Genomic DNA, 26,796 nt, shown 5'->3' with positions numbered 1-26,796 from the left:
TTCGTGTCAGAGATTTGTGATGGTGGTTTTGATGAGCAGCGAAGGAAGCTCATCCGTATCAATGGGGAACTGCGGTTTCCCAAGTTTGACCACGCACTTTGGCGTTTCTGTTGCCAATATCTTCAGTGTGCCTATTTGTGCTTCGCTCATAAGCGAGAGGGCGAAGCCGTCAAATGAAATCCATGGCTGTAACAGCATCCACAGATAGGCTGCCGCCTGATCTCCGCCCTTGACTTTGCGGTTGTTGATGTCGTTCACGCATTGCAGGGCATTCTGCAACAGACGTCGGTTATTGCGCATCGTAAGCAGTATGACAACTTCGGAAGTGGTAAATGCCGGATTATCTCCTTGGCACAACTCGACCATCTCTTTCATCAGGGCAGACGAGCTGTCGCGGACTTTGGCGAGAGGGATGCCACCGAGTGTCGGCAGATGAACGAGAAAAGAGCGGAAGGCTCTGTCCTCATTCCGAAGGAACAAGAACAGGTCTCGTTTTGTATGAATCCCACGGCGGGTTGCATCATCGAGGATGTCTTCATACCTGTGAATGGTAGAAACATTGTCCATGTTGAAAACAGGGACGGAATCCATCGAGGCATAGAATCTGTGTGCTGACATCATCAACTGGTTTGAGAGCGAGTCAAGTCTCGGTCTGTTGACGGCCAGCGAGAAGTCAAGATAATCCTGAAACGACCGCTTACGGCTGTCAACAAGCGAAGTCAGTTTATCGGTAATGGAATCGCGCAGGGAAAAATATGTCGAATCAACAACTGCACGGTTCGTATGTACGCTGTCACGGAACATGGCAGCTGTCACTGAATCATCGAGAGCTTTCCATTCCAAAACGGAAGATACAAGCTCTGAGTTTGAAAGTGTCTTCTGTTTAGATACAGAGCGCAGGAAGGCTTCGTAATCTTCCAACGCAGCATTGGCGTCAGAAAAACTTTTTGCTTCTGAATCACTGCCGTTGCAGGCGGAAACCAACATTCCCAGCAAGAACATTGGTAACAAGGCGGCAATCTGCCGCGCCATTGTCTTTTTTGACGGATAATCAGTCATATCAATATCTGTTTTTGTCGCACAAGCGATTGTTTGATGCTGCGAAAGTAGAGTATAATTTCGAGATATAAGTACAATCGTAATTATATTTATATTAAATTGAAATATCATACTCTAAATGCGATTTTTGCAAATGGCTGTAACTTTTGGGGTTGCAAAGGAAAGACATTGAAAGACAATCTGTAAATGAGTGTAATCATACTCATTTTTTGCTGTGAAAAATCTGTTGCTAACAGCATATAATAATCTGTGAATATGACTAACTTTATAACGTTTAGCAGTTATATCCGATAAATAATCATAGAAATGGCGTCAGAATGGCTGATTTTGGGAAGAGTCTGATAAGTTGTCGGATTATTTAGCTAACTTTGCAGACAAAATCATACTCTTATACACGATGGCAAAAATAGGATATATAATGACGGCTCCCGGTTACGAGGACTTCTCTGCGGACAGCGGATGGATGGAAGACTTCGGTTGTGTGGAGATTGTAAGAGAGGAACTGTTGTCTGCGGACAAGGCAAGGACAATGTGGGACAGCCTTATGGGGCGTGTCCAGTTCGGGGATACTGTTGTCATACCCAAACTGTCGAATGCTTTGCGTGGTGCGAGGCAGCTCGTCTTCTTTCTGGAGTTCTGCCGGGTGAAGAACATCAGACTGGTGTCCATCCGTGACAGGATTGATTCGGGCAACGAGCTTTTTCCCGGAACGCAGACAAGTGACGTGCTTACCGCCATTGCCCTGCTGCCGCAGGAAGCAAACGCTATCCGTAAGTCCTCGCACCATATAAGCAGGATAAAGAAGCATATTGAGAGCATTAGCGACAAAGCGATGGGGCGTGCCGAGCGTAACAAGCGTATTGTCAACATGTATCTCGAAGGATTCTCCATTGATGAAATTTTCAAGGAGTCTGGATTTAGTAGTCGGAGCAGCGTGTTCCGCATCCTGAACGAAGCCAATGTGCAGCTTGATCGCGGTCGCTGGAAAGGACCACTCGGCCCTCGAAAGAAGAAGGAGGACTGAGAGGGGAAGCATTGTCATACTGGACAATGTTGTGTCATATATCTCGAATGAAAATTTAGAAAAGGAAATATGGATTACAGACAAAAAGCTAATAGAGGTGAATATATACCCGCTTTCTTTGAAATGTATCTAAAGATTGATGGAGAAATTGATTTGAACAAGCTTTCGGAAAGAGACTTTTCTCTTTTCTTTCATGAATATATCCATTTTTTACAAGATATAACTACCACCTATGGACTAACCACATGCTACGCCTATGGAGAGTATGTTCAAAGTGTGGTCAATGATATATATGCAAAAGGTAAACAAGCCTTTGAAGTTCCGTATATATATGATGATAACAAAGATAATATCAGACTTAATGAACAGGTTCAAGATGTTACATTGGGAGACTGGGATACCAATATAAAAACCTTGGACAATGTAAGGGTTTCTGTAGAGAATTTTGAATTGAAATTCGGAAAAGAACAAAACTTACCAAGTATCCCGGCCGTTTGTATTCAAGCAAATGAAGATGATATAATATCTTTTGGCGCATCGGCAATAAAAGAGAGCATTGCCTATATAATGGAAAGACATTGTTGTAGAGAATATGAAGAATCTGATGATTTTCCATATTCTTCAGCGGAAAAAGTTGCAAGTGCCATATTCCCTGAGTTTGGGCAAAGGATATTAAATGTATTAGCATTGGCTGATTGCTCATTGATGTTTTCTAATCCTGGTCACGTTTTTGTTGATATGCTGTATCAGTTTAGAGATAAAAAATACAATCCAGAAAAGGCTCAAGATATATATTCTCAATTAGGAAACGCCAAGGTTAATACAGACATTAAACTATTTGATTTTTTTGAAGGTATTGCTAATGAGGCAAGAAAAAAACTGAAATCCTATTATAGGGTTCCTGAACATCCGGAATTACACGAAGCATATCAGGGATGGGTTGATACAGTTATTGATAAAGCATTGTATTTACGAAAACATAATCCATCATATTTATTAGATATTATTGCTGATTCACCTGCTTCAACCAGTGGATTATTTACTCAGATAGTAAATGATTTAGGTACTCCCATGATGAAGAATAAGCAGAAAGATTACTATACCGTTAAACCACAAGGGATAGCTGGTTGGAATGTGGAAGTTTTGAAATCTGTGCATCAAATATACAAGATCCTCCATGATGGGAATTTTCAATGTTCATTATATCCCTGGTGTGTACGAAGTTTCAATGAGCACCCTGAAGAAGGATTAAACCCAACAGAAGATAAATGTCTTCATACGCCATGGGTAAGAGCAAGTGAAGCTGAATTGTGTCCGCTTGGACTATTATGGAAAAACTGGAATTTAGCATCTTATTATCCGCAAAAGAAACAGTGATATAAAATGCTCTTATAAGTGGTATCATCAATCTGTAGCATATAAGGCGGTGGGACATCCTCGGACATCTCACCGCCTTGTATTTGTCATAAGCCATTAACCCGTCACGAGCTTCATCAGTTGGATGTTACAAAACTTATCGTATTCTTCTTGATTGTCTCCACGCTCGATATGGCGGTCAATCAGTTCTCCAAGTTCGTCAAAGCAGACTTCATCGCTGACAAGTCTCGTCTCGGTATCATTTGTGAGATAGACCTCGTAATAGTCGCTTCCGTTCAGGGCTATTACTACAAACCCCTTGAACAATCTTCCATTGACTTTAAGTTTCAATGCCGGCATGTCCTTGAACTCTGTGGCATATAAACCACTTATGCCCCATGACATAAGAACAGAAGTCCGGGTCATGCCAAATAGTTGTTGCTTTGCCGTTTCAGCAACAGACATCACATAATCTTTTTCCATATAGACGCTCATGTTTAAGTGTTTATGAATAATTTTTATTTCCCCTCACATCAGGAGCTTCGTTCCGTCCGGTCGGGATTTGATTTTTACTTGCGCCCATCACTGCGAAGACAGGAGAATATGCACAAGAAATCCGGACTTTATTTTATGGAACACCCGATTTGGCTACAAATCGAGGAAGGCTTCCGCAAAATAAAGTCTGGATAGTATGGCGGTACTTGGGCCAAATTCACCTCGCAGTAACTTTGCAAGAGAAAAACAGAGCCGACAGGACGGTTGATATGATACAACACCAGCGTGTATAAATGGAGGAAGCCCAAAAGGATTAGTATAAAAGTTTATAACTGGAGGATGAATCGAGAATTAGTATAACAGGAAGTGTCGCCGCCCGTTGTTGTCTGACGGTATGTTAAGCATACAGGCAGGACGGATTTCTCCACCCTGCCTGTTGCTCATTATGCCGCAGCTTCTTCCGGCTTCGCATCTTCGGAGGATGCCTCTGCTGCATCGTCATTTTCGTCCGTTGGCTTTTCCTTAGCCACGATAGCGGCTTTCCTTTCCTCAATGCGTTGGTGTCGCTTCTCATAGATTTGGTTATAGCCGTCCTCAATTTCAGCAAGTTCATTCGGCATGTGCTTACGTGCGAAGTCAAGCATAAGGTCTGCTGTGGCATTGTTCCTGTATGCGTCTTTGAACTGCGCTATCAGATAATCCCTGCGGATAACAGCCTTTGTCTTTGCCGTCAGATTGGCGATGATGTTCATCTTGTCCTCGTCATTGAGGTATGGGGAGTGTTCTTCGGATATACCTAACAGGGCAAAGTTCTCTCTCCGTAGGCTTGACAGCAAAAAGAAATAAACCATTCTGTCCTCGTCCGCTCCGAACTTGGCTTCTGCCACATCTATGTTAAGGATTTGCTTCTTGGTGTCCTCGATAGTCTTTTCAAGGGCGATTTCCTTGTTTCGCTTGTCCTGTTTCTCCAACTTTTCCACAGGAGAAAGTGGCTGTCCTTGTGTCGTATCGTCTGCGGTGTTGTTCTTCTTTACATAGCACAGCGTTATGTTGTTGCTTCCTATTTTCACGTAGAGCGATATTTCGCCGTTCTCGCTTTGGCGGTGTATTTCAGCGCATCTTTCCCTATAGTCGCTCTGTTCCTGCTCGTAATCACTGCATGCCGTTTCATAGGCTTCCTCGTTGTCGTAGTCCTCTTTTTCAGGTGCTTCGGGCTGTCGGGGATAAGCCGTACCGTATGGCATGGCACTCTCCACCTCATGTCCCATAGCCATAAGACGCTCCACAGCGATAAGGTTGTAGTCATAGTCGGTATGTCCGAGCGTTGCGGTGGGGTTCTCCGCCAATACCTGCAGGGTTTTTTCCACAAGGTACGATGCGTTCATTTCGGCAAGGCATGTGCGATTTGCACATTTTCCACAACCCTCACAGAAAAGCGACATGTTGTTTGTGTTGTGGGGGCATGACAGGCACAGGGTCTTGTCAAAAGAATAACGGTCAAGGTCTGCGGTGTACTGCCGTTCAATGCTCCTTGCGATTTCAGAGGCTTTCTGCCCTCGCCAACTGCTATATGTCACATCTTCTTTCAGGTGCTGTTCGTACACCTCACGCTGTATGTCCTCACCGTAACGGCAGATTTCGCTTGCCACGCTGACCGTGATTTCGTCCGTTTCCAACAAGGCGGCGATTTCGGGAATAAGCGATGCGAATTTCAGTCTTGTACGGATATAAGCCTCACTCTTGCCGAACTGCACAGCAAGGGAAGAAAGGTCGTGCCGTCCGCTTTCCATGAGCCGTTGGTAGGCATTGGCTTCTTCCATGGGTGTCACATCTTTGCGCTGGAGGTTCTCGGTAATGGCGATTTCCTCGGCTTCTTCATCGGAAAGGTCATTGATTATGGCAGGGATTTCCTGCATGCCGACAATCGTTGCAGCACGGTATCTGCGCTCACCGAACACAAGTTCATAGTCGTTGCTGTCTGCTATGGGGCGCACGGTGACAGGCTGTAGTATTCCTTGCTGACGAATACTTTCTGCGAGTTCGTTCAAACTCACTTCATCAAAGTGCTTGCGTGGGTTGAAACCATTAGGACGGATTGCAGAGATTGCAACCATTGTGATGTCCTTTACTGCTGTCTGATTTAATGTTGCTTCCATTTTTTTGAATTTATGGGTTATTATTGAATGTTTATTTTCCCCTTTCTTCAGTCCCTTTTTCCCGGAACCGCTTTGGAGTTTTACAGATGCAACACACGGCTGTCTTATCAGCTTCATACGACGGCTTTTCTTGCCAAATACTCTCCACTGGAGGAAGATTTTGCAAGAAATGCACTTCAAGCCGCCGGATCAAGCGGGACGGCCGAACTTCGCATCTGATAAAACCAAACCGGTGACGAAGGGAAAGAACCAGGGCAAGACCAGAGAATGTGAATGATATAAGCAGGAGAACACCGAGAGGTTGTAAACAAGGTAAATGCGGTAAAACAGGTTAAGACGACCTGCATGACCGGCCGGGATATAAGAGGGCAGCCTTGCGCTTTCCGTGAAGAGGTTTATTCCCTCTCCACGGACGGACAATCCTTAGTGTGTCATCCCGACAAATGGTCATACAAGTTAAGGACAGGAATGTTCATGACTCCAGCCTTGTTGCAGGTATAGTATGTGCCACCACGACGTCGCCCGTCATAGTAGGCAACAATACGGCTCGCATGTTTGAGCATGAAATCATTTCGCACAAGCAAACAGCCTTTGTAATACACCTCGCTCAGTAATATGTGAAAATCCGCCTGTTGTAAAATGGCATGGTAGCGTTGGCGGTCACTCCAATTCCACATCCCGCACTGGTCGCGGAATGGTATAACGGCTGTAAGCGTGATGTCGTTGAAATCCGCTTTTGCCTGCAGCACACATTCTGCCGCCATAAGGTCGAAGCCCAATGCCATGCCGCACATATAATTGGTGATACCTTCTCCGTGCCAATCTCTGATAAGCTCCGTCAAGGCAGCCTTTACGTTTGCCGTTCCTCCATGGGGAAATGAGCGGTGTCCCGTAAAGGCTGCGGAACACCGCCTGTTAATGGCAGTTGGATTTATGTTATTTCCCATATCGGTAATGTGTGCGTCCAAGGAAGATGCCGCCCAATACGTTTGCCCCGAACACTTCAAGTTGGTTGGCGAACAATGCGTAACTCATGCCGGTGGTGATGATGTCATCCATGACCACGACATCCTTTCCGTAGAAATAATCATCATCAAACTCTATCACTTGAGCCATGCGGACAGTCTTGTCGTGGCGGTGCTCATGCACTGCAAGTCTGTCACACGATATTCTCACGTGCGGAAAGCCGTTGCGGATGCCTGTCATTTCGTTGACCCTCTCACAGAACTTTCGGTAGCGGTTTTCGTTCTGCTCCTGCGTGCTTGCAGGAACACAGACAAATACGATGTCTTTGGCTCTACCTCCATACTCCTTGTTTATGTAGTCGGAAGTCATTCGTGCCACTTTCTCACATGCTCCGTCTTCCGCATCCTTGAACGCCCAGACCAATTTGCGTGCTTCCACAGCGTCCTCGCCCACGTTCTTTATGCGCACGGGGAAGTATTTAAGGAAGAACGTAGTCTTTTTCTCCAGCTGTCTCTTGACTTTTTCATCAGTTACCTTTGCCATAATATGATATGTTTAATTTTTGTCATTTCCCTTTTTTCGGAAGCTGTCCGGCTTGCCGCGAGGGATTTTTCTGCCGGCAAAGGGGCATGGCGGCAAAAAGGCAAATCAAGGATGAGAAATACGCTCCATGCAAATGGAGGAAGATTTCCCATAAGGCTTGCCGTCCGGGATTTGCCGTTTGACAAAGCCTGCCGCTACCTTTGCAGAAATAATCCGTAGAGGTAAGGCGGTATGTATGAAATCATGGCAGAGAACTATAACTGGCAGGTACGACGGATAAAACCGGAAGATAAAACAGGTATGGACTGTTACGCATTAAAAAGGGGTTGCGCTTCAGCGTTATAAAAAAGCAGGCTCCCTTTGCCTCGGTGGGGAAGGCAAAGGGAAAAAGGTCAAAGTTGGTAATTGCGGATAAGCAGGGCGATATTATCTCCTTCGGCGATAACACCCTTTATGTCGAAATGCCGTTGCAGTTTCTCAAGGTCACAGAGCCACAGCATACCGCCGCCGATGTTGCACCGTACCGTGTCAAACTCGGTACGGTCAACCAAAGAGTCACACTCCATTATCTCATCGACAATATCCTTTATCTCAATCAGCGTGAGGTTTTTCCTGACGTTTTCGGAATTGTCGGGCAACAACATATTGGCGATGATGATATTGTCATTGTTTCTGCGGAGCGATAAGACAGGTGCTTTCTCCACAACCTTGTCGCCGTCGAAGTCAAAGACAGATATGTGGGCGGCTTCAGACTGACCGCTTAAGATTCTTCGTGTCGCCTCGTTCTCCATAGCGTGTATGCTTCCGCTGTCTATAATTTCGCCGTCAACAAACAGCCCGAATGTCGCAAAATTCTTTACTTTCATATATCCATGATTTTAAGTTATATACAGGGGCGGTCATTTACCAACCCCATTCTGTTATCTCCAGTTCGTCACCGTCTTTCATTTCGTCTATCGGGTCGCAGATGAAAGTGCCGAAGAAGTTTACAACCACGCACCCCCTTTTTAGCGATGCGGGTTCTGAGCCATCATCGTCACTGTGACGTATCTGATACCACTGCTTCCCTTTTGGCAGGGTATCGACTGTTATTCTGAGGTCGATAAACTCGCCCTCTACTGAAATACCGTTCTCAAGCACCAGCGACATGGATGTCTTGTGTTCCTTGTTGTAATCGAATGTCATAATACTTTTTGTTTGATGGTTATCACTTGTTGAACCGTTTTACAGGCGGCTTGTCCCAATCTGTTTCGTCATACTCATAGGTCGTATCCTCGTCCTCATACTCGTATTCATCGTATGATATGCGAATAGTCCGGGGAGTATAAAAATGTCTGAAAGCATAGATGATGCTTTCCGTTAGAGCCTTTCCTACTGTGCTGATAAAATGCAGTTCAAGCGTCCAATAGTCGAAACTGAAATCTGCGAGTTCTCCACCATATCTGTCATCTGTTTTGTACAGTGTCACAGAAACATAGCCTCTTGTACCGCTTTGCAGTTCCACAAGATGCCCGTAATAGGTAAAACTGTCATTATTTGATTGACCGGACTTGGTTATCCGGTCAATCAGTCTGTAGATGTAGTTGTATTTTGGCTTTTTCATAGCAGTGTCATTTCTTCGACTGTCACCGTATAGCCGTAACCGTCCTCTGTCCTCCATTCCTTGCACCGTGGCAGGTCTATCAGAGTGCTACCGTGTTGCACGTTGAAGTTTTCTTGGCAATCAGCGATTTCATCTTCAAATGCTTTCATCGCATCGTCAAGTGAACGATATGGGGCGTGTCCGTCAGAAACGCTGTCCTGCATTTCAATGAGGGTTGTAAGTAGATAGAATGTCTGTTCCATATCCATAAGATTTTATACGAACGGAATGTGCCGTCCATGTTTGTTTAAGTATTCAAGCATCTCCTTGGCTTCAAGATGTGACGCCATGTTGCGGTCATCGTGTCCTGTCTTATCGTCAGCGATAACCTTAATGCACTCCTTTATGAGCCGCCAAAGCGACTGCTGTAACGTGCGGTGCATTGTCGGGATAACTGCTGCAAACAGTTTGGGGCTGAAGCTGAAGGAGTTTAGAGCCATTTCCACCTGTTTTGCAAGTTCCTGTTCCTTGTTGGGTCTGTTGTCCATAACTGATATTTTTTAAGTTTACTTTTCCCTTTCTTCCGGTGTGTTCCGGACTTAGAGGAATTTTTTACTGCAAACACGAAGCTAACGGCAGGCATAAAGGCAAGGCTGACACGAAAATACGCTCCGCAGGAGGAAGATTTTCGGAAGTCACCGACAGGTATGGCCTTGACGGTTGCCGGACGGACTTAACTTCGCGGTAAAACAATCATCTGAGGCCGGCCAACCGAACGAACACAAAAAAGACAATATAGAAGAGGTGTTTCAGAACATAGCGTGTTCTGATTTCATATAACTGGATTTTGGGGAGTGCGAGAATACGATGTGAGGCAAAATCTTACAGCCCAAACGCAGAAAGCCATTAAATTATAAGAGATTGCCGCAAAAAATGAGTAACTTTGCACCCGGATAGAGGCAACTCTTGTCCGAAACATACGAAAAGATAAGAAGCGTTATGCTCATCAAGTATTTGGAAACGTAGGAAATTTTCAAATTGCATACTAAGATGGCATGGTGGTTCTCACGCTATAGCGTGGGCTGCTATTACTACATCTGTATGCAAGGTTTCCTACGACCTCCAAATTAGAAGTGGTATTGCGGTCCGCGCTTTTGCATTTAATAATCAGCCTTATTGGACTATGGGGCGCACATGTGAATAGTAGTGAAAAAGATTGAAGCAAACAAACAACTGATAGCTGCGTGCGGGCTGTACTGTGGCGCATGTCGTAAGTATCTTACGGAACAATGCCCCGGTTGCCACCTTAATGAGAAAACTTCATGGTGCAAAATCAGGACATGTGCCAAAGGCTGCGGTTTTCACACCTGTGCTGAGTGCGATAAGGATGTTACAGATTGCAGGATCTTCTCCAATCCTATAGGAAATGTTTTAGGTCTCTTGTTCGGGTCAGACCGTCCTGCATGTATCAACTATATCCGTGAACGTGGTGAACAGGCATTTGCCGATGAGATGACCTTACGCAAATGTCATGCAATAAAAAAGCAGTAAAGTAGAATATATGGAAAATAAATTCAATTCCAATACTGGAAAGACTAATAATTGTTTAGATATGAAAGATAAAATTATTCACTTTTTAGAGAATCACCTTATTGGCAAGAAATTGGCTACTGATGAGGTTGTCTATACACTTGGAGATGGGAATTTGGAAGGTATATACAGCGACCAAATGGTGTTTTCCAATCTGGAAAGAACAGTAAATGGCTTTAAGTTTAATCTCACTACCATAACCCATGAACAGATTTTTAATTTAGATGAGAACGGTGTGAGAACTACCATCGCTAAAGACTATACAGGTACAAGTGTGTTTTGTTATGAATTGGCAATGAGGAAAAGTACAAATCAATTAACAGGGTATATGCATTGTGTTTCCACGACAGTTCAAAACCAAACGATGGATGCAGTTGTATGTGGTATATTTGATGTCGTCTTTGATGGAAAGGAACTCTGTTGGCAGGAAAACCAATTACTGTATAGGGATAATCCTATTGATGAGGATAAATATAAGCCTGTAGCTTTTGATTCCAGAATCCGTGTTTATCTTAATGAAGGAAAAGTTGTATATGAGTATCTTCCTACACTTTGGGATGTCAATCCGAAAACATTGGAAAAAAGATTATCAAAAGACGATTATCCTCCATATATATCAAAAGAAGTATAGACAACATAAAGGACTCTTTTTTCTATAAAGATAATTCCATTTAGATCAATGTTTTTGATGTCAAAATTCAACAGGTTGCTTATTGTTGCACTTGTAATATGGTGCGCATGCTCACTATATTCCGCAAATACCGACTGCGACAAGAATACGGAACGTATTGAAGCCGATTCATTTCTTGCCAATATGCCGGACAAACTTCAGGAATACCAGACAGAAGCGATCCGCAAGGCGATTGCCGGCGATGACGACTTGCTTTTTAACGTAAGAAATGCAAGAAACCTGGCAGCTGAATTACCCATTGGAGTGACCCGCACTGACATAGGCAACAACCTGACATTCTTCCGTAGCGATCGCTATGATAACGACACGATACCACTACTTGTCTATTTCCACGGTGGCGGTTGGGTGATTGGCAGTGTAAACAGTTGTTCCCGATATTGCGCAGCAATGGCTGAGAAGGGCATTGCTGTGCTTGCCGTAGATTACAGGCTTGCGCCTGAGCATCCTTTTCCCGAAGGTTTGAACGATTGCATTGATGCCATAAAATTTGCTCAAAGCAAGATGACGGAGTGGAAATGTGACAGCATCTCTGTTGGTGGAGACAGTTCAGGCGGAAATCTTGCCATAGCCGTGGCACTGAGTTTCCCCGAGAATACTTTCAACAGTCTGATTACCTTCTATCCTGTCACAAAAGCTTATGCAGACGACTCTGAATCATGGAAACAATTCGGGAAAGGGTTCGGACTTGACAGTGAACTAATGAACGCTTTCAACGATGCTTATACCTCAGAACCACACCATCCGTTGGTATCTCCTGCAGAAGCGGCTGATTCGGCTCTTGCCAAACTGCCACCAACATTGCTTGTGGCGGCTGAACGAGACATACTCCGGTGTCAAGGGGCAGGCTTCGCAGACAGGCTGACGCAACTTGGGGTGGAACTGAAATATGTTCTGATTCCCGGATCAGTCCATCTGTTTATAACGGTTGCCGGACAGCCGACGGCATTCTGCCGTTCCGTGAAAGAATCTGTTGAGTTCATCTCCAGACATTCAGATCAGACTGCAAAATAAAGGGAAACAGTATTCACATACAAAACACGTATGTCATGAGGATTATCCAACCGAAACAAGAGTTACGCCCGTATGTACGTTATTACTGGATGCTGGAGGACGATGAGCCGTTCAGTGTCCTGACATTTCCCATTGGTTGTCCTCAGATTATATTCCACCGCAAATCACCACTATATGTTCCCGAACTAAATAGTCTCCAGAACAGGTTTACTATAAGTGGGCAAGTGAATTTCCCGTCACATATTCAATCGGATGGAAATTTGGACATGATTGTGGCTGTGTTTTATCCGCATACTATAGGGATGTTCATAGACACACCGCCATCTGCCTTTTACAACCGGGAGATTTCGGGATATGATATTGATAACCGACAGCTCAGCGAGATTGCCACAAAGATATTCGATTGCCAAAGTAGTGACGAATCCCTTGGCATCCTTGAACGGTGGCTGCTGGGTAAAGTAAAACCGACATTGAATATTCAAAGAATAGGCAATTCGATAAGGGAACTATTGAACACCTCGGCCATTCCAATCAATATCCTTGCCGACAACGCTTGTCTGAGCAAGAAACAATACGAACGTGTGTTTCGTGAACAGGTGGGCATGAATCCGAAGGAATATGCCCGGATTGTCAGATTTCAAAAATCGCTCAGGATGTTGCAATGCGGTTCACGGGATTATGCCTATATAGCTTACCACTGCGGTTTTACCGACCAGTCGCATTTTATCCGGGACTTCAAGGTTATGAGTGGCTACACACCCAAATCACTATTGAACCATTGTGAGCCATATTCCGATTTGTTCACCCATCCTGTGTGAATGTCTCTTTTCTTCTATCCCATGCAAAAATGTCAGCGTAACTTTGCATCAAAAAAATGATGCAAGAAGTCAATCCTGCGGAGACAACCCGCGCATACGCATTTGAAATGTGGATGAAAGCCCCAATGCCTATGGTTACATTGTTTCGTACCATAGATGTCAGCAAATTGCGAAAAATCAGTAAACGAAGCGGTTTGAAATTCAATATGCTGCTTTGCTGGTGTATCGGCAAAGCGGCAAGCCAGGTAAAAGAGTTCTTTATGCTTCCTGTGGGCGACAGACTTGTCCGCTATGATTCGATAGCGGTCAATACCATTGTTGCCAACAAGACCGGAGAAGTAAGTTCATGCGACATTCCATATTCTCCGGATGTGGCTAAATTCAATGCCAATTATCTCCGTCTGACGCAACAAGTGGCGGAGACTTGCGAGAATCATGATATAACCGACAGCATGGTGATCGGCACATCCGCATTGGTCCAATATGCAATCGACGGAGCCGTGGGGATGTATAGTGGTATCTTCAACAATCCGTTTATGATATGGGGGCGATACCGTAAGAGTTGGTTCAAAACAAAGTTGACTTTATCTTTCCAATTCCACCACACTCAGATGGACGGTGCCCATGCCGCAAAATTCCTCGATATACTGCAGACCGAGATAAATAAGGTGGCTATTGACTAAAGGCAAGTTCTTACCATGAAATCTGTTGGCTAAAAACAGGAATCGGCCGCATGGACGACTTGAAAGGCATAGGCACGGGTGGGTAATAAGATGGTCTGCCAGGCAAACTGAAGAATGACTCTTGCCGTTTGTGTCAGCATACGGCATGTGTCATGTTTGCCGATAAGATTTCCTGCAAAAAAAGAAAGAAGCGTGATGCCGGCCATTCGGTCCTCGCTCCTGATGTTTTGCTGGAAATTTACAGACATTCCGCTATTACAGGGCGGGGAGCCTATGTCACAAAAGGGAATATTCCGTATAAATAGGTCGGATGGCAGACGGAGATATAAAGGGAAAGGACGGCACGCCGTTCCACCATAAAGAATTTTTTACAACCCCTCATGGAGAAATCAGCGTGTCATCGGTCACACCGCTTTTTGAAAAGCCCTTCTGAAACGTCCTGTTTTCCACCCATAAATCTCCGCTACATACGGATAAAGCGAGCGTGTTTTTTTGCGGAAGCCGGCTTCGTCTATTTCACGGTTGTAAATCATTTCACCTATACGTTCCGCCTCGTCAATGTCTTTCGCCACACGGTAAAGTACATAATGGGTGCCGTCATGATGTGAGAGGCTGCCACGGATGTTGAAGCCGTCACCATACCATTCGTTTTCATCTTCCGACACGTTGAATATGCCGTTGATGTTATGTCCGAGTATCTTGTACCCTTGCCGTCTGCCGTTCCATAAACCGAGGTCGGCAAATGCTATGACAACACCTTCTATCTGTTTGTCAAGGTTCATGCGCTCGTCCGTCAGATTATCGTTGGTAACCTCTGTCCATTCCGCATCGCTGACTTTGTAATCGTCATCATCGAGTAGGTAACGCTGTGAGTTCTCGTATTCCTTTCTCGCTTTATCATCTAAAAGATAGTCACTTGTCCATATTATCTGTTTCATGTCCGTATGAAATTATATTGTTGCTTGATTGTATATTGACGGCTCGCTTGTCACATTATAGACATACTGCCCACACCTTACGAGAAGCGCATCATTTCCGTAATAGAGTTTCTTCATGCCCTTTATTGAGCCAGTGCAATGGAAGTTTGGGAAGCGGCTGATGCCACATCTTCTGCCTTGTTCTGCTGTCATTCTTTTTGTTCGCATCGCTGAATTTTGTTTTAATTTTTATTTCCCTATCTTGGAATCTTCCTTCCGAAGCCTTCCGCAAGAGGTTTATCTGCGCATAACAATGGCATCGTCAAGGGGCGAAAGGCAAGGTTTTCAAGATGATTTTTCACCATGCTGCAAAATCTCGCTGAAACAAAGCCTGACCTTGCACATCGCTCCCGGATGCCGAACTTCGCGCCGTAAACCACGGTCGGACGGCTTTCAAGGAAAGATACTCTAAAAAGATGAGTATAACAGGTGCTTCTACATACAAAAGGCAAGTAGGATCAGGTGGTTCCCACTATGTAAAAAAGGGACCGGTGGACAGTGGATAAGAGGGTATCTGATATGTATAATAGGTATGCCGGTTATAGTCCGAGAAGCATCCGAGACAATCTTTTTCTATACAGAAGAAACCCTCTGCCCGGTTATCACAACCAAACAGAGGGAAAGGTCAGAAATTATATTGTAATCAGGCAGCGTAATCAGTCGCTCTTCTGCCGGGTATCGGAGGCATGTCTGTTTCCGCCTCTTCCTGTTCCGGTCTGTTGTCCTTAAGACTCTCGTCAATCCGCTTTTTCAACTCGTCACATTCCTGTTTGAGTGCGGTCAGTTCATCCTGTCTGCCCCATGTGCGGCTGACGATAGCCTGTAATGTGGGAAGCTCGCTTTCCAGTTTGGCTATGCGCTCACGCTGCTGCTTTATGATAGAGGGCAGTTTGTCAAGCGTGGTCTGCGGATAGAGTGCCGTGTCTGCAAAGCCCAATGGCAATGCACCGGAAATTCCGTAACGGTATTTCAGACCGCTTTTGCCCTCGACAAAGAAAGTGTTGCGGTCAAATGAGCCGTCAAGGTTGTACTCGCTCTTTACCAAGAGGTCAAGCCCCATGTATGAGCCTATGACGGTATAGGCGTTCCCCCGATATGCCTTTGCTATCCTGTGAAGCTCACGGCCTGTCTTTTCCGCCGTGTCCTCGCCGGTCGAGAGCAGGGAAGCGATTTTGTCGCCGCTGTATGATGCCACATACTCAAGGTCATCTTCCATACGCTGAATAAAGGATGCCGCTTTTTCCGTGTCCTGTCCGTTCTGCGCAATCTTGCGCTCCGCACGTCCGCGCTCTTTCTTGAATATGGCAAACTCCTTTTCAAGCTGCATGATTTTATTGTCGAGCTTCGCCTTGTTCAGCAGGTCGGTATTTCCCGAAAGGATTGCCACGAACTCCGCAAAGTTCATGCCGTTGTCCTCGTCCATGCTGTCCTCGTCGATGCGGCGCACGGCTATCGTGCCATTGTTTATCTGATTGATAAACATTTGCTTGTTCTTTAAGAGGTTGAACTTGTAGGCATCAAGTGTCTTTTCTGTACCATAGATTACCACATCCACGGTATTGTTTCCCCACAGCTTCACGGTGTTGCCCTTGCGTACCGCCCGACCGTTGCGCTGTTCCATGTCGGCAGGTCGCCAAGGTATCTCAAGGTGATGCACCGCAACAGCCCTCTGCTGGGCGTTTACACCTGTACCCAACATGGATGTAGAGCCGAAAAGCACACGTACCCTGCCTGTGTTCATATCGTCAAACAGCCGTTTCCTCGCCCTCTCGGTGGTGGCGCACTGGATAAACTGTATCTCACCTGCAGGGATGCCGAGCATTATCAGTTTCTCCTTTATGTCGCAATAGATGTTCCACTCATTAGGCTTGTAGGTGGAAAGGTCGCTGAAAACGAACTGTGTGCCACGGTTTGCGTTTGAGCGCACATAGTAGTCATAGACCGTCCTTGCGCAGATGGAAGCCTTGTTGTTTTCATCGTCAAGGAATTTGTCGCCGAGCAGCCTCATGTCAAGAGCCATTTTTCTTGCCACGTTGGTAGCGATAAGCATTTTCGCCTTGTCGAGATTGTCCGGTTCGGGAATGTCAAGCCCCAGATCCGTCCAATTTCCGGAACTGGCGAATGATACAAGACGCCCTATCATTTCTTCCTGTGCCATGGTCGGGGCATGGGAAAGGAAGCGCACGTTCTTCTCCGGCACATCGAGGTTAATCATGTCGGCTGTGCGGTAGTCCGTTATCTCACGCAGGAAAGCGGCGAGTTCCGGCACTTTGATGTAGGTGCGGAAACGCTCTTTGCGTTTGATGTTTCCTGTCACGTTCAGCTCGTAGTCGGCGCATTTCTTGGTGAATATTGCCGCCCATGCGTCAAAGCAGCTTATCCTCTGCCGTTTCAGTTCATCAGGACGCAGATACTTGAACATCACATAAAGCTCTGTAAGGGCATTGACTACGACAGTACCCGACAGGAATGTCGCACCCAAATCGTGCCCTGTCCGCTTCTGTATGTCACGAATTGCGAAAAGCAGGTTCGCTGCCCTTTGTGAGCCTTTCGTGTTTCCGATGCCTGCAACCCTCGTGTGGCGTGTCTGAAACATTAAGTTCTTGAACATGTGGCACTCGTCCACGAAAATATGGTCTATTCCCATGGAGTGGAAATCGACCGTATCATCCTTGCGGCTGTTGATGCTCATGCGCAGGTTGGCGAGTTTCGCCTGTAGGTTCTGTTGGCGTTTCTCCAATCCGCTCTGCATCCTGCCACTTCGGTAGCGCATGGTGCTTTCCTCCAATACCTCAAGGCTACGCTCGACATCCTGCAGTTCTTCCGAAAATATCTCAAACATCGTTTCATCTGACTGCGGTATCTTGGCAAACTGGTCGTGTGTGAGAATGATGCAGTCCCAGTTATTGTTTTGGATTTTTGAGAACACCTCTTTACGGTTGGCTGGAGTGAAATCCTCTTTGCCCGGATAGAGTATCTTCGCTGACGGATAAGCCTTTCTGAAAGTGTCGGCTATTTCATGCACGTTGGCTTTCAACCCTATAATGATAGGCTTGCGAACAAGTCCGAGACGTTTCATTTCGTATGCGGCTACGCACATTATCATGGTCTTTCCTGTACCGACCTCATGCCAGCAGATGCCGCCGCCGTTCTGCTTAATCATCCAGATAGCATCCTTTTGTGAGGAATAGAGGTCATCGTAAGGGAACTGTTCAAACGAGAGACCGGGGAATGTCTGCGCCGAGCCGTCATAATGCGGACGGACATAACAGTTAAACCGCTCGTTGTAGGCTCTCACAAGGTTATCACGCACCTCTATGGGCTGGCTGTCAAGCCATGCATTGAACTTGCTGCGGATTTCCTGTATCTTGGTAGCCGCTTCCTGTATGGCTTCCTCGTCCGGCACACGCACCTTGTCACCTTTGCGGTACACCTCTTTTGTGATTTCGGGCACGGTGTCCTGCAGGGCATGGACAAACAAGTCTTCACCGTTATAGTTGCGGACAGAATAGGTGTGATAGGCTACAGCTGAATATCCCTGCAAGGAAACAACATAGGTGTCGTTCACATCGAAATACATAACCGTTGTATCGGTCTCGAAAAGTTCTTTTGCGAAAGCGGCATACAGGCTTGAGTCAATCCAACGCTCACCCATATTTATATCCAGTTCCTCATAGGGGATTGCTTCGGGGGTCGCTTCCTCCAATGCTTTCAGCGAGGTTTCCGCATACTCCTTTTCGTTTCCGTCAAGTTCCTGCAGCAATGACATGATTTCCTTGTGTTTTGCAATCACATTCCCGGCAATGAATTTCCCTTTGTTCTCCCATTCTCCCGATATGGGGTTATAGAATATCTCGCCCTTTAGGTCATTTATGGCATCCGTCTCGCTTCTGTCCGAGCTTCGGGCGATAAACGGCATATCCACCTTGCCGTAAAAATTGAGGCTTGTCGCCAACGCTTCCATGGGGGAAAGCACGGTCATGGCATCTATCTTCTTGAATGCCACAGGCTCACGCATGATGTCAGCCTTGCCGATGGTGTCACCCGACTGCATTTCAATGGTGAATACCTCGATGCCGAGGCTGTCAAGCATGATAAATTCCTTGTTGTCGTTGTCGTGAAACAGCCCCCACTTGGCTGTGAACTTGTCATATAGCGCATTAAGACGTTCCCTCAATTCGGGGTATTCCTGTTCTTTCTCACGCTCTTTGTATGACAGTTCAAAATAGGTTTCACGGATGGGGAAATAGTCATTTGCCCTTTCTTTCGCCGCTTCAATGTCAGCCATAGGCACAAAATCCACCGCAACATCAGCATAACGGCTTGACTTGCGCATCTTGAGGTTGCCGAGCTGTTCCTCAAACATCACCATTGCTCCGTCTTTCATCCACCATGCCACTTTGTCGGTATATGCACGTTTGCCCCTGTCTTTCGGTTGCGGTGTGATTTCCTCACCGAAAAGGTCAAAAAGCGACATTTGCCCCTGTGCGTCCTGTCCGTCATTAAGGAAAAGGCTCTTATGGAAGAAACGGTCGAAATCCATTTTGAGCAATGCGGAGAAGTATTGCCGCATCATCGCTTCCTCGCCCTGCCACTGGTATTTCCTTACATATTTCCCAAACTGGTTCATGGCGATACGGCTGTCAGTGGCGAGTGCGGTCTTGGGCTGTGCGAAAAGTTTGTTGGCATATTCCGTTACTATGCCGTCCGCTCCGTTTTCTTTGGCGGTCTGAACAAACAGCCTCTCACGCTGTGACAGGGTTGTTTTCCTTGTGTGCTTCTGGAATACCAACAGGTCTGTGCCTACCTCGATGCCGCCTGTTTCCATGAAGATATTGTCGGGAAGCCGTAATGCCGTGATTAGGTCGGCATGGTTCACAAGATACTCACGAACAAATTTGTTGCCCGGAGTGTCAGCTATGCCCCTTGAGGTCACAAAGGCAAGTATGCCGCCCTCATTGAGCAGTTCCATTGACTTTATAAAAAAGTAGTTGTGTATGGTCTTGGTGGATTGCTCGTATATGCCGCCCTTTTTCCACATGTCGGCATCGAACACACGGAAATTGCCAAACGGAATGTTGGAGGCAATGACATCAAAGCCCTTGTCCTGTAGGTCTTGCTCCCCGATAGTCTCAAACCCTGCCGTGACGGTAGTTGTCTTGTCATTGAGAAGCGACAGGATAAGTCCTGTCATGGGGTCTTTCTCAAAAGCGTATGTGTTTGCTCCCTGCATGGCTGTTTTCAAAAAGCCACCAATCCCTGCGCTTGGCTCAAGAAAAGAACGCATCCGCATACCGTTGTCGCTGAAGATGGTGTGTATCTGCGCTGCCACGGTGTCAATGATGAATTGCGGAGTGTAAAAAGCAGTCAGCACGGATGCCTTTATTCCGTCAACCAATGCCTTATATTCCGCTTCCTTGCCGTCTGCGAATTTCTGCAAGAGTTCCTGTAACCGCATCATAGGCTCTGCCATGCCGTCGGGCATGGGTTTATCCGTGCCGATGTTCAGCACCTCTTTGATACCTCCGAAACCCGAATAAAGGGCTAATGTCTTTTTCTCGCTGTCAGTGGCTTGTCTGCCCTGACTGTGTACCGCCAACGCTGTCTCAATGGCGTTCACATTGTCGGCTAATGCCTTTTTCTTGTTGTATCTCATATCTGACCTTAATGTTGAAGATTTATTTCTTCCCTTACTTCCTGCTCCTTCAGGAGCCGTCCGCAAGGTGGTTATCTGCGCAACACAGGGGCATCTAAGAGGCTTTAGGGACAAGGTTTTCAAGATGATTTTACCGCACGGCAGTAAAATCTCGCAGAAACTCCGTACAACCTTGGCATATAAGCCCGGATGCCGAACTTCGCGCCGATAACCACAGGTAGTGACGGTTCCGAACAGAAAAGAATTTTCTAAAAATGGCGGTGAGTATTTATAAAGGGTGGCGGCGGAAATCGCGGGACCTGCTGCAACATAGGCACGCATCCCGAAATGAAGGTAAAGTTGGGGCAAAGAGCGAACTGTGGGTGTCATTGACAGGCTGTGTGTGGAAGCATGACACACTCTGCCGGCCCACACTCGCCCTGTGACGGAGACCGCCCGGACTTGAACGTAATACAGGGTGTCGGCGTGACTGGCAGCATCGGGTGTCCCTGCGATCCGCCAGCGTTACCAAAGATTATAAAGGGAGTATCGGCCATGTCGGACAAGCGTCATTATAAAAGGCTCCTAAATTGCTATAAGAGTAAGCAGGCGAAGGTCACGGGACTGGCCGTAGCACAGGCACGACAGCCCGGAGTGGAGGGTAAGTCGGGGTGAAGAGCGAACCGTGGGTGTCACCGACAGGCTGTGTGTGGAAGCATGACACACTCTGCCGGCCCACGCTCGCCCTGTGCCGGAGGCCGCTCGGACTTGAACGTAATGCAGGGTGTCAGCGTGACTGGCAGCGTCGGATGTCCCAGTGGCTCGCCAGCGTTGACGAAACCTTATAAAAGGCAAGTTCAAGGACATCATGTCTGCTATAAATGGATTTCGCATGGAAAAGGACTGCCGGATGTCAGCAGTCCCTCTGTCATGCTCAATCTTCCCAATCCACATCGGCATCTTCCATGATGTGCCGTAGGACTATACGGCATCGTTCTGTATCAGCTTCCCGTATCATCGTGCGGATGCTGCTGCGGTAGGTCGTGGAGTATGCGAGTTCTATCAGTTCCTCGTCATGGGCTGTCAGTTTTTCTTTTTCCATAATCAACAATTTTAGAGGTTTGATTGTCAGTATGCCGGTTTCTCCAGTACAGCTTCCGCTGTCAGAATCCCGCCATGCCACAACGTGATTGTGCCGGGAACGAAACCCATATCACCGTATGCCACGTGTTTGAGGTAGTCCAGGTATTCCGCTCTCGAAAAGTTCTTACCGCTAAGATTTCGGAATATCATCGGAATAGAAACACCGTCACTGCTTGACAGGACGGTTTGCCCATCCTGCCTTATCTCATCCAGCGTGGCTTTGCTGAACACGATGTTGCGGTCATCTGTATTCATGGCACTAATCATTATTTTTATAGATAATGATGCAATCCTCCACTTCGGTCGGCTGCCCGAACAAAGGGACGCTGCTGAAATACGGTTCTGCGCCTCCTTCTTCGCTTTCTGTGATGGGGACGACGACTTCGATGCCCTGTTCGCGGCAGATGTCGTCAATCTGCTTAATCTCGTCAGCGTTCAGGTTACTTGCATCGCCATTCACCAGATAAGGCAATGCGTAGGTCGGGATTTTTTCGATGCTCTTTTCCATTTTCTTTTGAATTTAACTGTTAGACTTGTGGGATGACCTTTTCCCTGCCTTAGCCCGGCTTGCGGATCGGCCATTCCTGTTTTCTTGCGGCATTGAGGGGATGGTGGCCATAAGGGGAATTAGGCAAGGCCTTCAGAACGGAGTGTGCCTTGATGTTTGCCCTGCCACCTCCAAATTCGCCGCAGAAAACGGATGACCGGCCGCCGGATGAACAATGAGATATAACTGGTGATTGGGATTTACAACCGGTGACAGCCAGAATATATAAAGGGCTTGACCGCAGCCGGTGAGCAAAAGAAAAGACGGCCGTAGCCGTCTTTTGAGAAGAGAGGTTTGGAAGCGTCACGCAGCCTTCTTCTTGGAAGTCTTGCCTTTCGCCGGCTTTTTGCCATCGGTTTTCTTTTCGGTGGACAGTTCGCTGACGGATGTGGCGACGAAGACGATGCGGCTGTGCTTGGTTCCGTCTTCCGATGTCCATTCTTCCGGACGGATGAAGCCTGAAACCTGGACGAGCTTGCCTTTCTTGAGAAGCTCGAAGGTCGATGCCTCTTCGGACTTGCGCCAGCACTCGCAGTTTACAAGGGCCGACTTGCGGGTGGTCTCGTCACCGTTGGTTTCCGTGCGGCTGATGGAGAGGGGGAAACGGGCAACCGAGTTCTTCTCGAAGTTGCGGATGTTTGCGTTGACGGCTACGAAGCCACTGAGGTTGAAAGAGTTGGTGTTGTTTGTTGAAGTTGCCATAACTTTAAGTATTAAAGAGTTAAACATTTAATTTTTACGATGCAAAAAGATGACATGGGCATAGGGTAGCACCAGCGGAAGGTTCGGCAAATACTCTTTTTGTTGAGCCTGTGAAAAGAAAAAGGAAGATTTGTTGAAAGCCGTTGGTCAAAGGCAATGTCCGTCCCGTAGGAGCCAAAGCTCCGCCATGATCATAACTTCGCATCAGGAAAAATAAGTGTGTATGACTCGCCGTAACACTGTTGTGGTGACTTGGCGACACCATACTTTACCGGTTGGCTGTACGTCATGGCGACTTCCGCATAAACTCGGAAACCGAATATTGCACGTTCCTTTCATTTTGACGCAGTACCGACAGCAAAGAGACCGCCTCGTGGCTGTGTATGTGAGTGCGGCTGTACGTGGACGTATTGACCGCTTCTCAAGAATGGCTGGCCCATGGTCGATGTCCATACGGATAATGGATGATTGGAAAGATGACGGATGAAGTGCCGCAGTCTTTGCCGCATCCGGCTAACCGCTGACAGAATAAATCCGGCAAAAGCAGAAAGAGCAAGCCCAAAAAGGAAATGCACGCTCCAGGCGTGTCTCCAAGGAGGGCACGGACTGACTGCATCGGCGAAACAGTCTGCCATTAACAAAGGGATTGTAAGATAAAAAAGGAAATCTTACAGTAACCGTATCTGGTGGAATATAAAGGGAGGCCTTCAAAAAAGAAATATAACAGGAAATACCAGGACGGTACAATCCGAGCATGTTGCCCGGATTGCCGCATCCATACATTGGCACGTGTCAATCGAAAACAATCACTTCGTCCCGATGGGTTGCCATCTCTATGCCGTTTGAAAGCCGTACTACGACCTCTGTGCCGTAATCTCCAACAATCTGACCGTCACAGATGCCTTGATAGTCCTCTATAAGCGTGCAGTATGCGCCGATGATGTCCGATGTTTCTTCTGTCTCATACATGGTTTTGTCTGTGTTAAAGTTATTGGTTTTTATCCCTGCCTTTTCGCTTGTGCGTCGGGATTTTGAATATTACAGTGCCTGTAAAGGTGGCGCATGGCAGACAAGGCAAGGTTTTGGAGGGAAAGATAGAGCGGAGTCTCCATCTTGCAGTGACAAACACCGTGTGCCAGACCTTGACGATCTGACAGCGGCTTCTACCTTTGCACCGTAATATTCTGTAACCCCGACCGACAAGCAGGAATTGATAAATCCAAAATAGAAAAGGACGGAGTTGACTATATAAATGGACTGTCATGTATGGCTATAACAGGAAATCGTAGATATAACCACAGGTGAACTCCGTGGAATACAAGAGAAATGGCAACGGATGATTTAAGAAAACAGGCAGGGGCTTCCCTGCCTGTCCGTCATTGTCACCCCAAATAGCAAGAGGCGTCTTTGCTGTCCTTGTTTATGGTGGTATAGTGTAGGATTTCATCGACGCTGCTTAATCTCCGCCAGCCGTTGTAAATCCTTTCTCCGTTAAAGTCTATAACCTCCAGATGGCAGTTGCCCACTCCGTCATGGTTCCGTTCGGAATCAAATGTAATGCTGATGCCGTTGGCATAAGTCAGGTATAGCGAAGTGTAGTTTACCTTTACCGATGGCTTTTCCACAGGGTCGCTTCCGTTGAAATATCCTGCGGCAAGCAAAAGTTGTTCGGCGAATTTCACAGCTTCGGCAGAGTATTTCACCATGGCGGATTTGACAGGGATTTCATCATGGCTGTTTCCGATGAAGTTATATGGCAATACCCTGTTACGATACGAGAGCAAGAATGGTTCGTGACGCTTCTCCTTTATTGGGAGGTTTGTTGCCATATACTCCTCTTTCGTGATGATGTAGCTGTCAGTCATCTCTTCGTTCATATAGATGCAGTAGGCTCGCTTCGCACGTTTGCGCTTTTCCTCATAGGCTCTTTGCTCCACTGCGTCCATGCAGTTGTATTTGTGCCGTGGAACTCTTTTTACTGCATTGACAAAAGTAGGGGTCTTGCAGTACCCGAACTTTTCTGCAAATTCGGGTACTGTCCCTATAAAATCATAGCCTTTCCAGTTGTACTTATTCATCTTGTTATAATTCATTGGTTAAATAGTTGCAGGATGTAATGACGAAATCTTCCACTCCAAATACAGCGAGAGATTTAAGGTCTTCGATACCATCGCAATAGAAGAATATCTTTTCATCAGTGGCATCGTCCGCATCTGAGGACAACTTTACGGTTACAGGGGACGGCTCAATAAATTTTTCATCTTTCCACACGATTTCACACATCGCATAAAGCGGCTCTGTTCCATGCTCGGCACAAAAATTTGCATAGAGTTTGTCAATATCCTCTTTGATTTCATCGACATCAGAGAGGACAACACCGTTGCCGCAGTCATCACACCATCCGTAAATAAATGCTTCGTCCGTATAATTACGGAAAGATTTGTCATTGGGGTTAATCATGGCTTCACACGCCACATTCATACCTCCGCATTTCGTACATATCACTTTCATATTTCAATTATTTAATTTCCCTGCCTTTGAAGCCTTCTGACTTCACCGTAAGGGTTTGTTTTACGTGCGGCTCAAACGGGGGAGGCAAGAACAGAGGGCAAGGAACCGGGAATGAAATTTTATGAAAAGCCGGAATCTGTGATTGCGGAAAGTTTCCGTCAAATTTCATCAGAGGTAGCACGGCGATACTTGAACGGTGTTCGTCCACCGTAACTTTGCACAGGAAAACAAACCGTGGCGATGTCACGGCAAGCAGATCCGGCTTTATACAGGGATATTGGATGGATAAAATAGGATAAGCATGAAGCGGAACTATAAAAGGTATAGCCCGATATGGTCTTGAGGTATAAGACCACCCGTATTGTAGCGGATGGTCTATGCTTAGGTCTGTTATTCTGAAGTCCCCTTGCTCATCAGTGTGAGTTGGTTCGGACGGTCTGCAAACCAATAGGCATCACTGTCAAGGTACACACATCTGTCACCGTTCCAAGGTTTGCCGAAAGCGAGTATTTCATACGGACCGAATACAACGCCGTAATCATTTGTGAACGCCACCATGTCGCCGACTTCCAAATCAATCTCGGTAGCAATAACTTCTGAAAGCCTATTGTAAAACGCAGTACCGTCCGCTTCTTGTTTCTCTCTCCATTTCAGAAATTCCTCCTTATGGCTTCTTGTCGGGGGTATCGGTGATAATTCGGAAGCCAGTACCTCCGCTTCAGAGTGGTCGCTTGCAATCAAAATGATGCTGTCCTCATACACTTCTTCAGGAACGGAAATAACTTTGTAGCCCCCACTGGATATGCCGTTGTCGGGGTCATTCCAATAAAGCAGGTTGCCTGTCTTGATAAAATCGTATTTGCCCATTGTCTTTTTATTTGGTTGTTATTATTTCCCTTTATTCGGCCTGTTTGCGACCGTTGGGATTTATTTTTCTGCAATAAAGAAGGAGGCTGGGGCAATCCTGCAAGGCTGATACGAAAAATACGCTCGACGGAGAAGAGGAAGATTTTACGGTTCACTCGCGACTACAGTCGGCATTGACATGATTGGGAAAGCCGATTTACCTTCGTAGAAAAATAGAATCCTCCACAGGGCGCAGAGAAAAAGCTGCTGGAAGCCTTATAAAAGAAAAAAAGATTATAACCGGATAACTTGCAAAGGTTTTGAACAAATCCTTGTACCTTATAACAGGGCGCAACTGTCGGCAGACTGAATTTTAAAAATCCGTATCGGAATTAAGCCAATACGGATTTCAGCATTATAAATTAGGAATTTTCAGCCTTATCTATGCCTTTGAAAAATCG

Annotated in this window: 30 protein-coding genes; 9 read left to right on the top strand and 21 right to left on the bottom strand. The window is 46.3% G+C overall.

Annotation, left to right across the window (positions count from 1 at the left end; translation table 11 throughout):
• Positions 1 to 6: 6 nt before the first annotated feature.
• On the bottom strand, positions 7 to 1,059 hold the full coding sequence (locus E5331_RS02035; RefSeq protein ID WP_123482753.1) for a hypothetical protein: 1,053 nt from the start codon (positions 1,057 to 1,059) through the stop codon (positions 7 to 9).
• A gap of 397 nt (positions 1,060 to 1,456) precedes the next feature.
• Between E5331_RS02035 and E5331_RS02030 the strand changes: the two genes are divergently transcribed.
• Positions 1,457 to 2,083, top strand: a complete 627-nt coding sequence (locus tag E5331_RS02030; protein WP_123482752.1) for a recombinase family protein — start codon at positions 1,457 to 1,459, stop codon at positions 2,081 to 2,083.
• A 69-nt stretch (positions 2,084 to 2,152) separates the two neighbouring features.
• Positions 2,153 to 3,460, top strand: a complete 1,308-nt coding sequence (locus E5331_RS02025) for a hypothetical protein (RefSeq protein WP_123482751.1) — start codon at positions 2,153 to 2,155, stop codon at positions 3,458 to 3,460.
• Positions 3,461 to 3,556: 96 nt separating this feature from the next.
• Here E5331_RS02025 and E5331_RS02020 read toward each other — a convergent pair whose 3' ends face one another.
• From E5331_RS02020 to E5331_RS01975, 9 genes are all read right to left on the bottom strand, one after another.
• Complete coding sequence (locus E5331_RS02020; RefSeq protein WP_123482812.1) at positions 3,557 to 3,922, bottom strand: hypothetical protein; 366 nt, start codon at positions 3,920 to 3,922, stop codon at positions 3,557 to 3,559.
• 455 nt (positions 3,923 to 4,377) lie between these two features.
• Positions 4,378 to 6,090: a ParB/RepB/Spo0J family partition protein gene (locus E5331_RS02015; RefSeq protein ID WP_123482750.1), complete on the bottom strand. Its 1,713-nt coding sequence runs from the start codon at positions 6,088 to 6,090 to the stop codon at positions 4,378 to 4,380.
• Between the two features lie 431 nt (positions 6,091 to 6,521).
• Entirely contained in the window at positions 6,522 to 7,037 is a 516-nt protein-coding gene (locus E5331_RS02005) for an SLOG family protein (RefSeq protein WP_123482749.1), read from the bottom strand.
• Positions 7,027 to 7,599, bottom strand: a complete 573-nt coding sequence (locus E5331_RS02000; protein WP_123482748.1) for a phosphoribosyltransferase — start codon at positions 7,597 to 7,599, stop codon at positions 7,027 to 7,029. Before E5331_RS02000 ends, E5331_RS02005 begins: the two co-directional genes overlap by 11 nt.
• A 392-nt stretch (positions 7,600 to 7,991) precedes the next feature.
• A complete protein-coding gene (locus tag E5331_RS01995) occupies positions 7,992 to 8,465 on the bottom strand; it encodes a hypothetical protein (RefSeq protein ID WP_135939736.1) in 474 nt (157 codons plus the stop codon).
• A 37-nt stretch (positions 8,466 to 8,502) separates the two neighbouring features.
• A complete protein-coding gene (locus E5331_RS01990; RefSeq protein WP_123482746.1) occupies positions 8,503 to 8,784 on the bottom strand; it encodes an LPD28 domain-containing protein in 282 nt (93 codons plus the stop codon).
• Positions 8,785 to 8,806: 22 nt separating this feature from the next.
• Positions 8,807 to 9,202 carry a hypothetical protein gene (locus tag E5331_RS01985; RefSeq protein ID WP_185155197.1) on the bottom strand — a complete coding sequence of 132 codons (396 nt, stop codon included), beginning with the start codon at positions 9,200 to 9,202 and terminating at the stop codon, positions 8,807 to 8,809.
• Positions 9,199 to 9,444, bottom strand: coding sequence for a hypothetical protein (locus E5331_RS01980; RefSeq protein WP_123482811.1), 246 nt, complete (start codon positions 9,442 to 9,444; stop codon positions 9,199 to 9,201). Before E5331_RS01980 ends, E5331_RS01985 begins: the two co-directional genes overlap by 4 nt.
• A 12-nt stretch (positions 9,445 to 9,456) precedes the next feature.
• Positions 9,457 to 9,729 carry a hypothetical protein gene (locus tag E5331_RS01975; RefSeq protein ID WP_094401825.1) on the bottom strand — a complete coding sequence of 91 codons (273 nt, stop codon included), beginning with the start codon at positions 9,727 to 9,729 and terminating at the stop codon, positions 9,457 to 9,459.
• 658 nt (positions 9,730 to 10,387) lie between these two features.
• Between E5331_RS01975 and E5331_RS01970 the strand changes: the two genes are divergently transcribed.
• The 5 genes from E5331_RS01970 to E5331_RS01950 are packed head-to-tail and all read left to right on the top strand — an operon-like array spanning position 10,388 to position 13,974.
• A complete protein-coding gene (locus E5331_RS01970) occupies positions 10,388 to 10,732 on the top strand; it encodes a DUF3795 domain-containing protein (RefSeq protein WP_123482745.1) in 345 nt (114 codons plus the stop codon).
• A 10-nt stretch (positions 10,733 to 10,742) separates the two neighbouring features.
• Complete coding sequence (locus E5331_RS01965) at positions 10,743 to 11,402, top strand: hypothetical protein (protein WP_260403679.1); 660 nt, start codon at positions 10,743 to 10,745, stop codon at positions 11,400 to 11,402.
• A 57-nt stretch (positions 11,403 to 11,459) separates the two neighbouring features.
• A complete protein-coding gene (locus tag E5331_RS01960; protein ID WP_123482744.1) occupies positions 11,460 to 12,473 on the top strand; it encodes an alpha/beta hydrolase in 1,014 nt (337 codons plus the stop codon).
• A gap of 35 nt (positions 12,474 to 12,508) precedes the next feature.
• Positions 12,509 to 13,291, top strand: a complete 783-nt coding sequence (locus E5331_RS01955; protein ID WP_123482743.1) for a helix-turn-helix transcriptional regulator — start codon at positions 12,509 to 12,511, stop codon at positions 13,289 to 13,291.
• 59 nt (positions 13,292 to 13,350) lie between these two features.
• Positions 13,351 to 13,974 (top strand): CatA-like O-acetyltransferase, family 2, encoded by a 624-nt coding sequence (locus E5331_RS01950; protein ID WP_123482810.1) that lies wholly within the window; start codon positions 13,351 to 13,353, stop codon positions 13,972 to 13,974.
• 404 nt (positions 13,975 to 14,378) lie between these two features.
• Here the strand turns inward: E5331_RS01950 and E5331_RS01945 are convergent, their stop codons facing one another.
• From E5331_RS01945 to E5331_RS01920, 7 genes are all read right to left on the bottom strand, one after another.
• Positions 14,379 to 14,912, bottom strand: a complete 534-nt coding sequence (locus tag E5331_RS01945; protein WP_123482742.1) for a hypothetical protein — start codon at positions 14,910 to 14,912, stop codon at positions 14,379 to 14,381.
• 12 nt (positions 14,913 to 14,924) lie between these two features.
• Positions 14,925 to 15,119, bottom strand: coding sequence for a hypothetical protein (locus tag E5331_RS01940; RefSeq protein WP_123482741.1), 195 nt, complete (start codon positions 15,117 to 15,119; stop codon positions 14,925 to 14,927).
• A 475-nt stretch (positions 15,120 to 15,594) separates the two neighbouring features.
• On the bottom strand, positions 15,595 to 20,607 hold the full coding sequence (locus E5331_RS01935; RefSeq protein ID WP_135939737.1) for an N-6 DNA methylase: 5,013 nt from the start codon (positions 20,605 to 20,607) through the stop codon (positions 15,595 to 15,597).
• A gap of 913 nt (positions 20,608 to 21,520) precedes the next feature.
• Positions 21,521 to 21,688, bottom strand: coding sequence for a hypothetical protein (locus tag E5331_RS20205; protein WP_160246875.1), 168 nt, complete (start codon positions 21,686 to 21,688; stop codon positions 21,521 to 21,523).
• Between the two features lie 26 nt (positions 21,689 to 21,714).
• Complete coding sequence (locus tag E5331_RS01930; protein ID WP_123482809.1) at positions 21,715 to 21,984, bottom strand: DUF7688 family protein; 270 nt, start codon at positions 21,982 to 21,984, stop codon at positions 21,715 to 21,717.
• 4 nt (positions 21,985 to 21,988) lie between these two features.
• Positions 21,989 to 22,237 carry a DUF6926 domain-containing protein gene (locus E5331_RS01925; protein ID WP_094401911.1) on the bottom strand — a complete coding sequence of 83 codons (249 nt, stop codon included), beginning with the start codon at positions 22,235 to 22,237 and terminating at the stop codon, positions 21,989 to 21,991.
• Between the two features lie 342 nt (positions 22,238 to 22,579).
• Positions 22,580 to 23,005 (bottom strand): single-stranded DNA-binding protein, encoded by a 426-nt coding sequence (locus E5331_RS01920; protein WP_275441029.1) that lies wholly within the window; start codon positions 23,003 to 23,005, stop codon positions 22,580 to 22,582.
• Positions 23,006 to 23,201: 196 nt separating this feature from the next.
• Between E5331_RS01920 and E5331_RS01915 the strand changes: the two genes are divergently transcribed.
• A complete protein-coding gene (locus E5331_RS01915) occupies positions 23,202 to 23,465 on the top strand; it encodes a hypothetical protein (RefSeq protein ID WP_135984585.1) in 264 nt (87 codons plus the stop codon).
• A 305-nt stretch (positions 23,466 to 23,770) separates the two neighbouring features.
• Here the strand turns inward: E5331_RS01915 and E5331_RS01910 are convergent, their stop codons facing one another.
• Positions 23,771 to 23,947: a ribonuclease P gene (locus E5331_RS01910; protein WP_094401811.1), complete on the bottom strand. Its 177-nt coding sequence runs from the start codon at positions 23,945 to 23,947 to the stop codon at positions 23,771 to 23,773.
• Positions 23,948 to 23,957: 10 nt separating this feature from the next.
• Here E5331_RS01910 and E5331_RS01905 point away from each other — a divergent pair, with 10 nt between their 5' ends.
• Positions 23,958 to 24,158 (top strand): hypothetical protein, encoded by a 201-nt coding sequence (locus tag E5331_RS01905; protein ID WP_135984584.1) that lies wholly within the window; start codon positions 23,958 to 23,960, stop codon positions 24,156 to 24,158.
• A 202-nt stretch (positions 24,159 to 24,360) separates the two neighbouring features.
• Here E5331_RS01905 and E5331_RS01900 read toward each other — a convergent pair whose 3' ends face one another.
• From E5331_RS01900 to E5331_RS01885, 3 genes are all read right to left on the bottom strand, one after another.
• Positions 24,361 to 25,056, bottom strand: a complete 696-nt coding sequence (locus E5331_RS01900) for a hypothetical protein (RefSeq protein ID WP_260403680.1) — start codon at positions 25,054 to 25,056, stop codon at positions 24,361 to 24,363.
• 4 nt (positions 25,057 to 25,060) lie between these two features.
• Positions 25,061 to 25,489: a hypothetical protein gene (locus E5331_RS01895; protein WP_246863805.1), complete on the bottom strand. Its 429-nt coding sequence runs from the start codon at positions 25,487 to 25,489 to the stop codon at positions 25,061 to 25,063.
• A gap of 390 nt (positions 25,490 to 25,879) precedes the next feature.
• Complete coding sequence (locus E5331_RS01885) at positions 25,880 to 26,356, bottom strand: hypothetical protein (RefSeq protein WP_123408028.1); 477 nt, start codon at positions 26,354 to 26,356, stop codon at positions 25,880 to 25,882.
• Between the last annotated feature and the right edge of the window lie 440 nt (positions 26,357 to 26,796).

It is taken from the genome of Lepagella muris, from assembly GCF_004793975.1.
Taxonomy (GTDB): domain Bacteria; phylum Bacteroidota; class Bacteroidia; order Bacteroidales; family Muribaculaceae; genus Lepagella; species Lepagella muris.
This window is presented reverse-complemented; position numbering and strand designations above follow the sequence as displayed.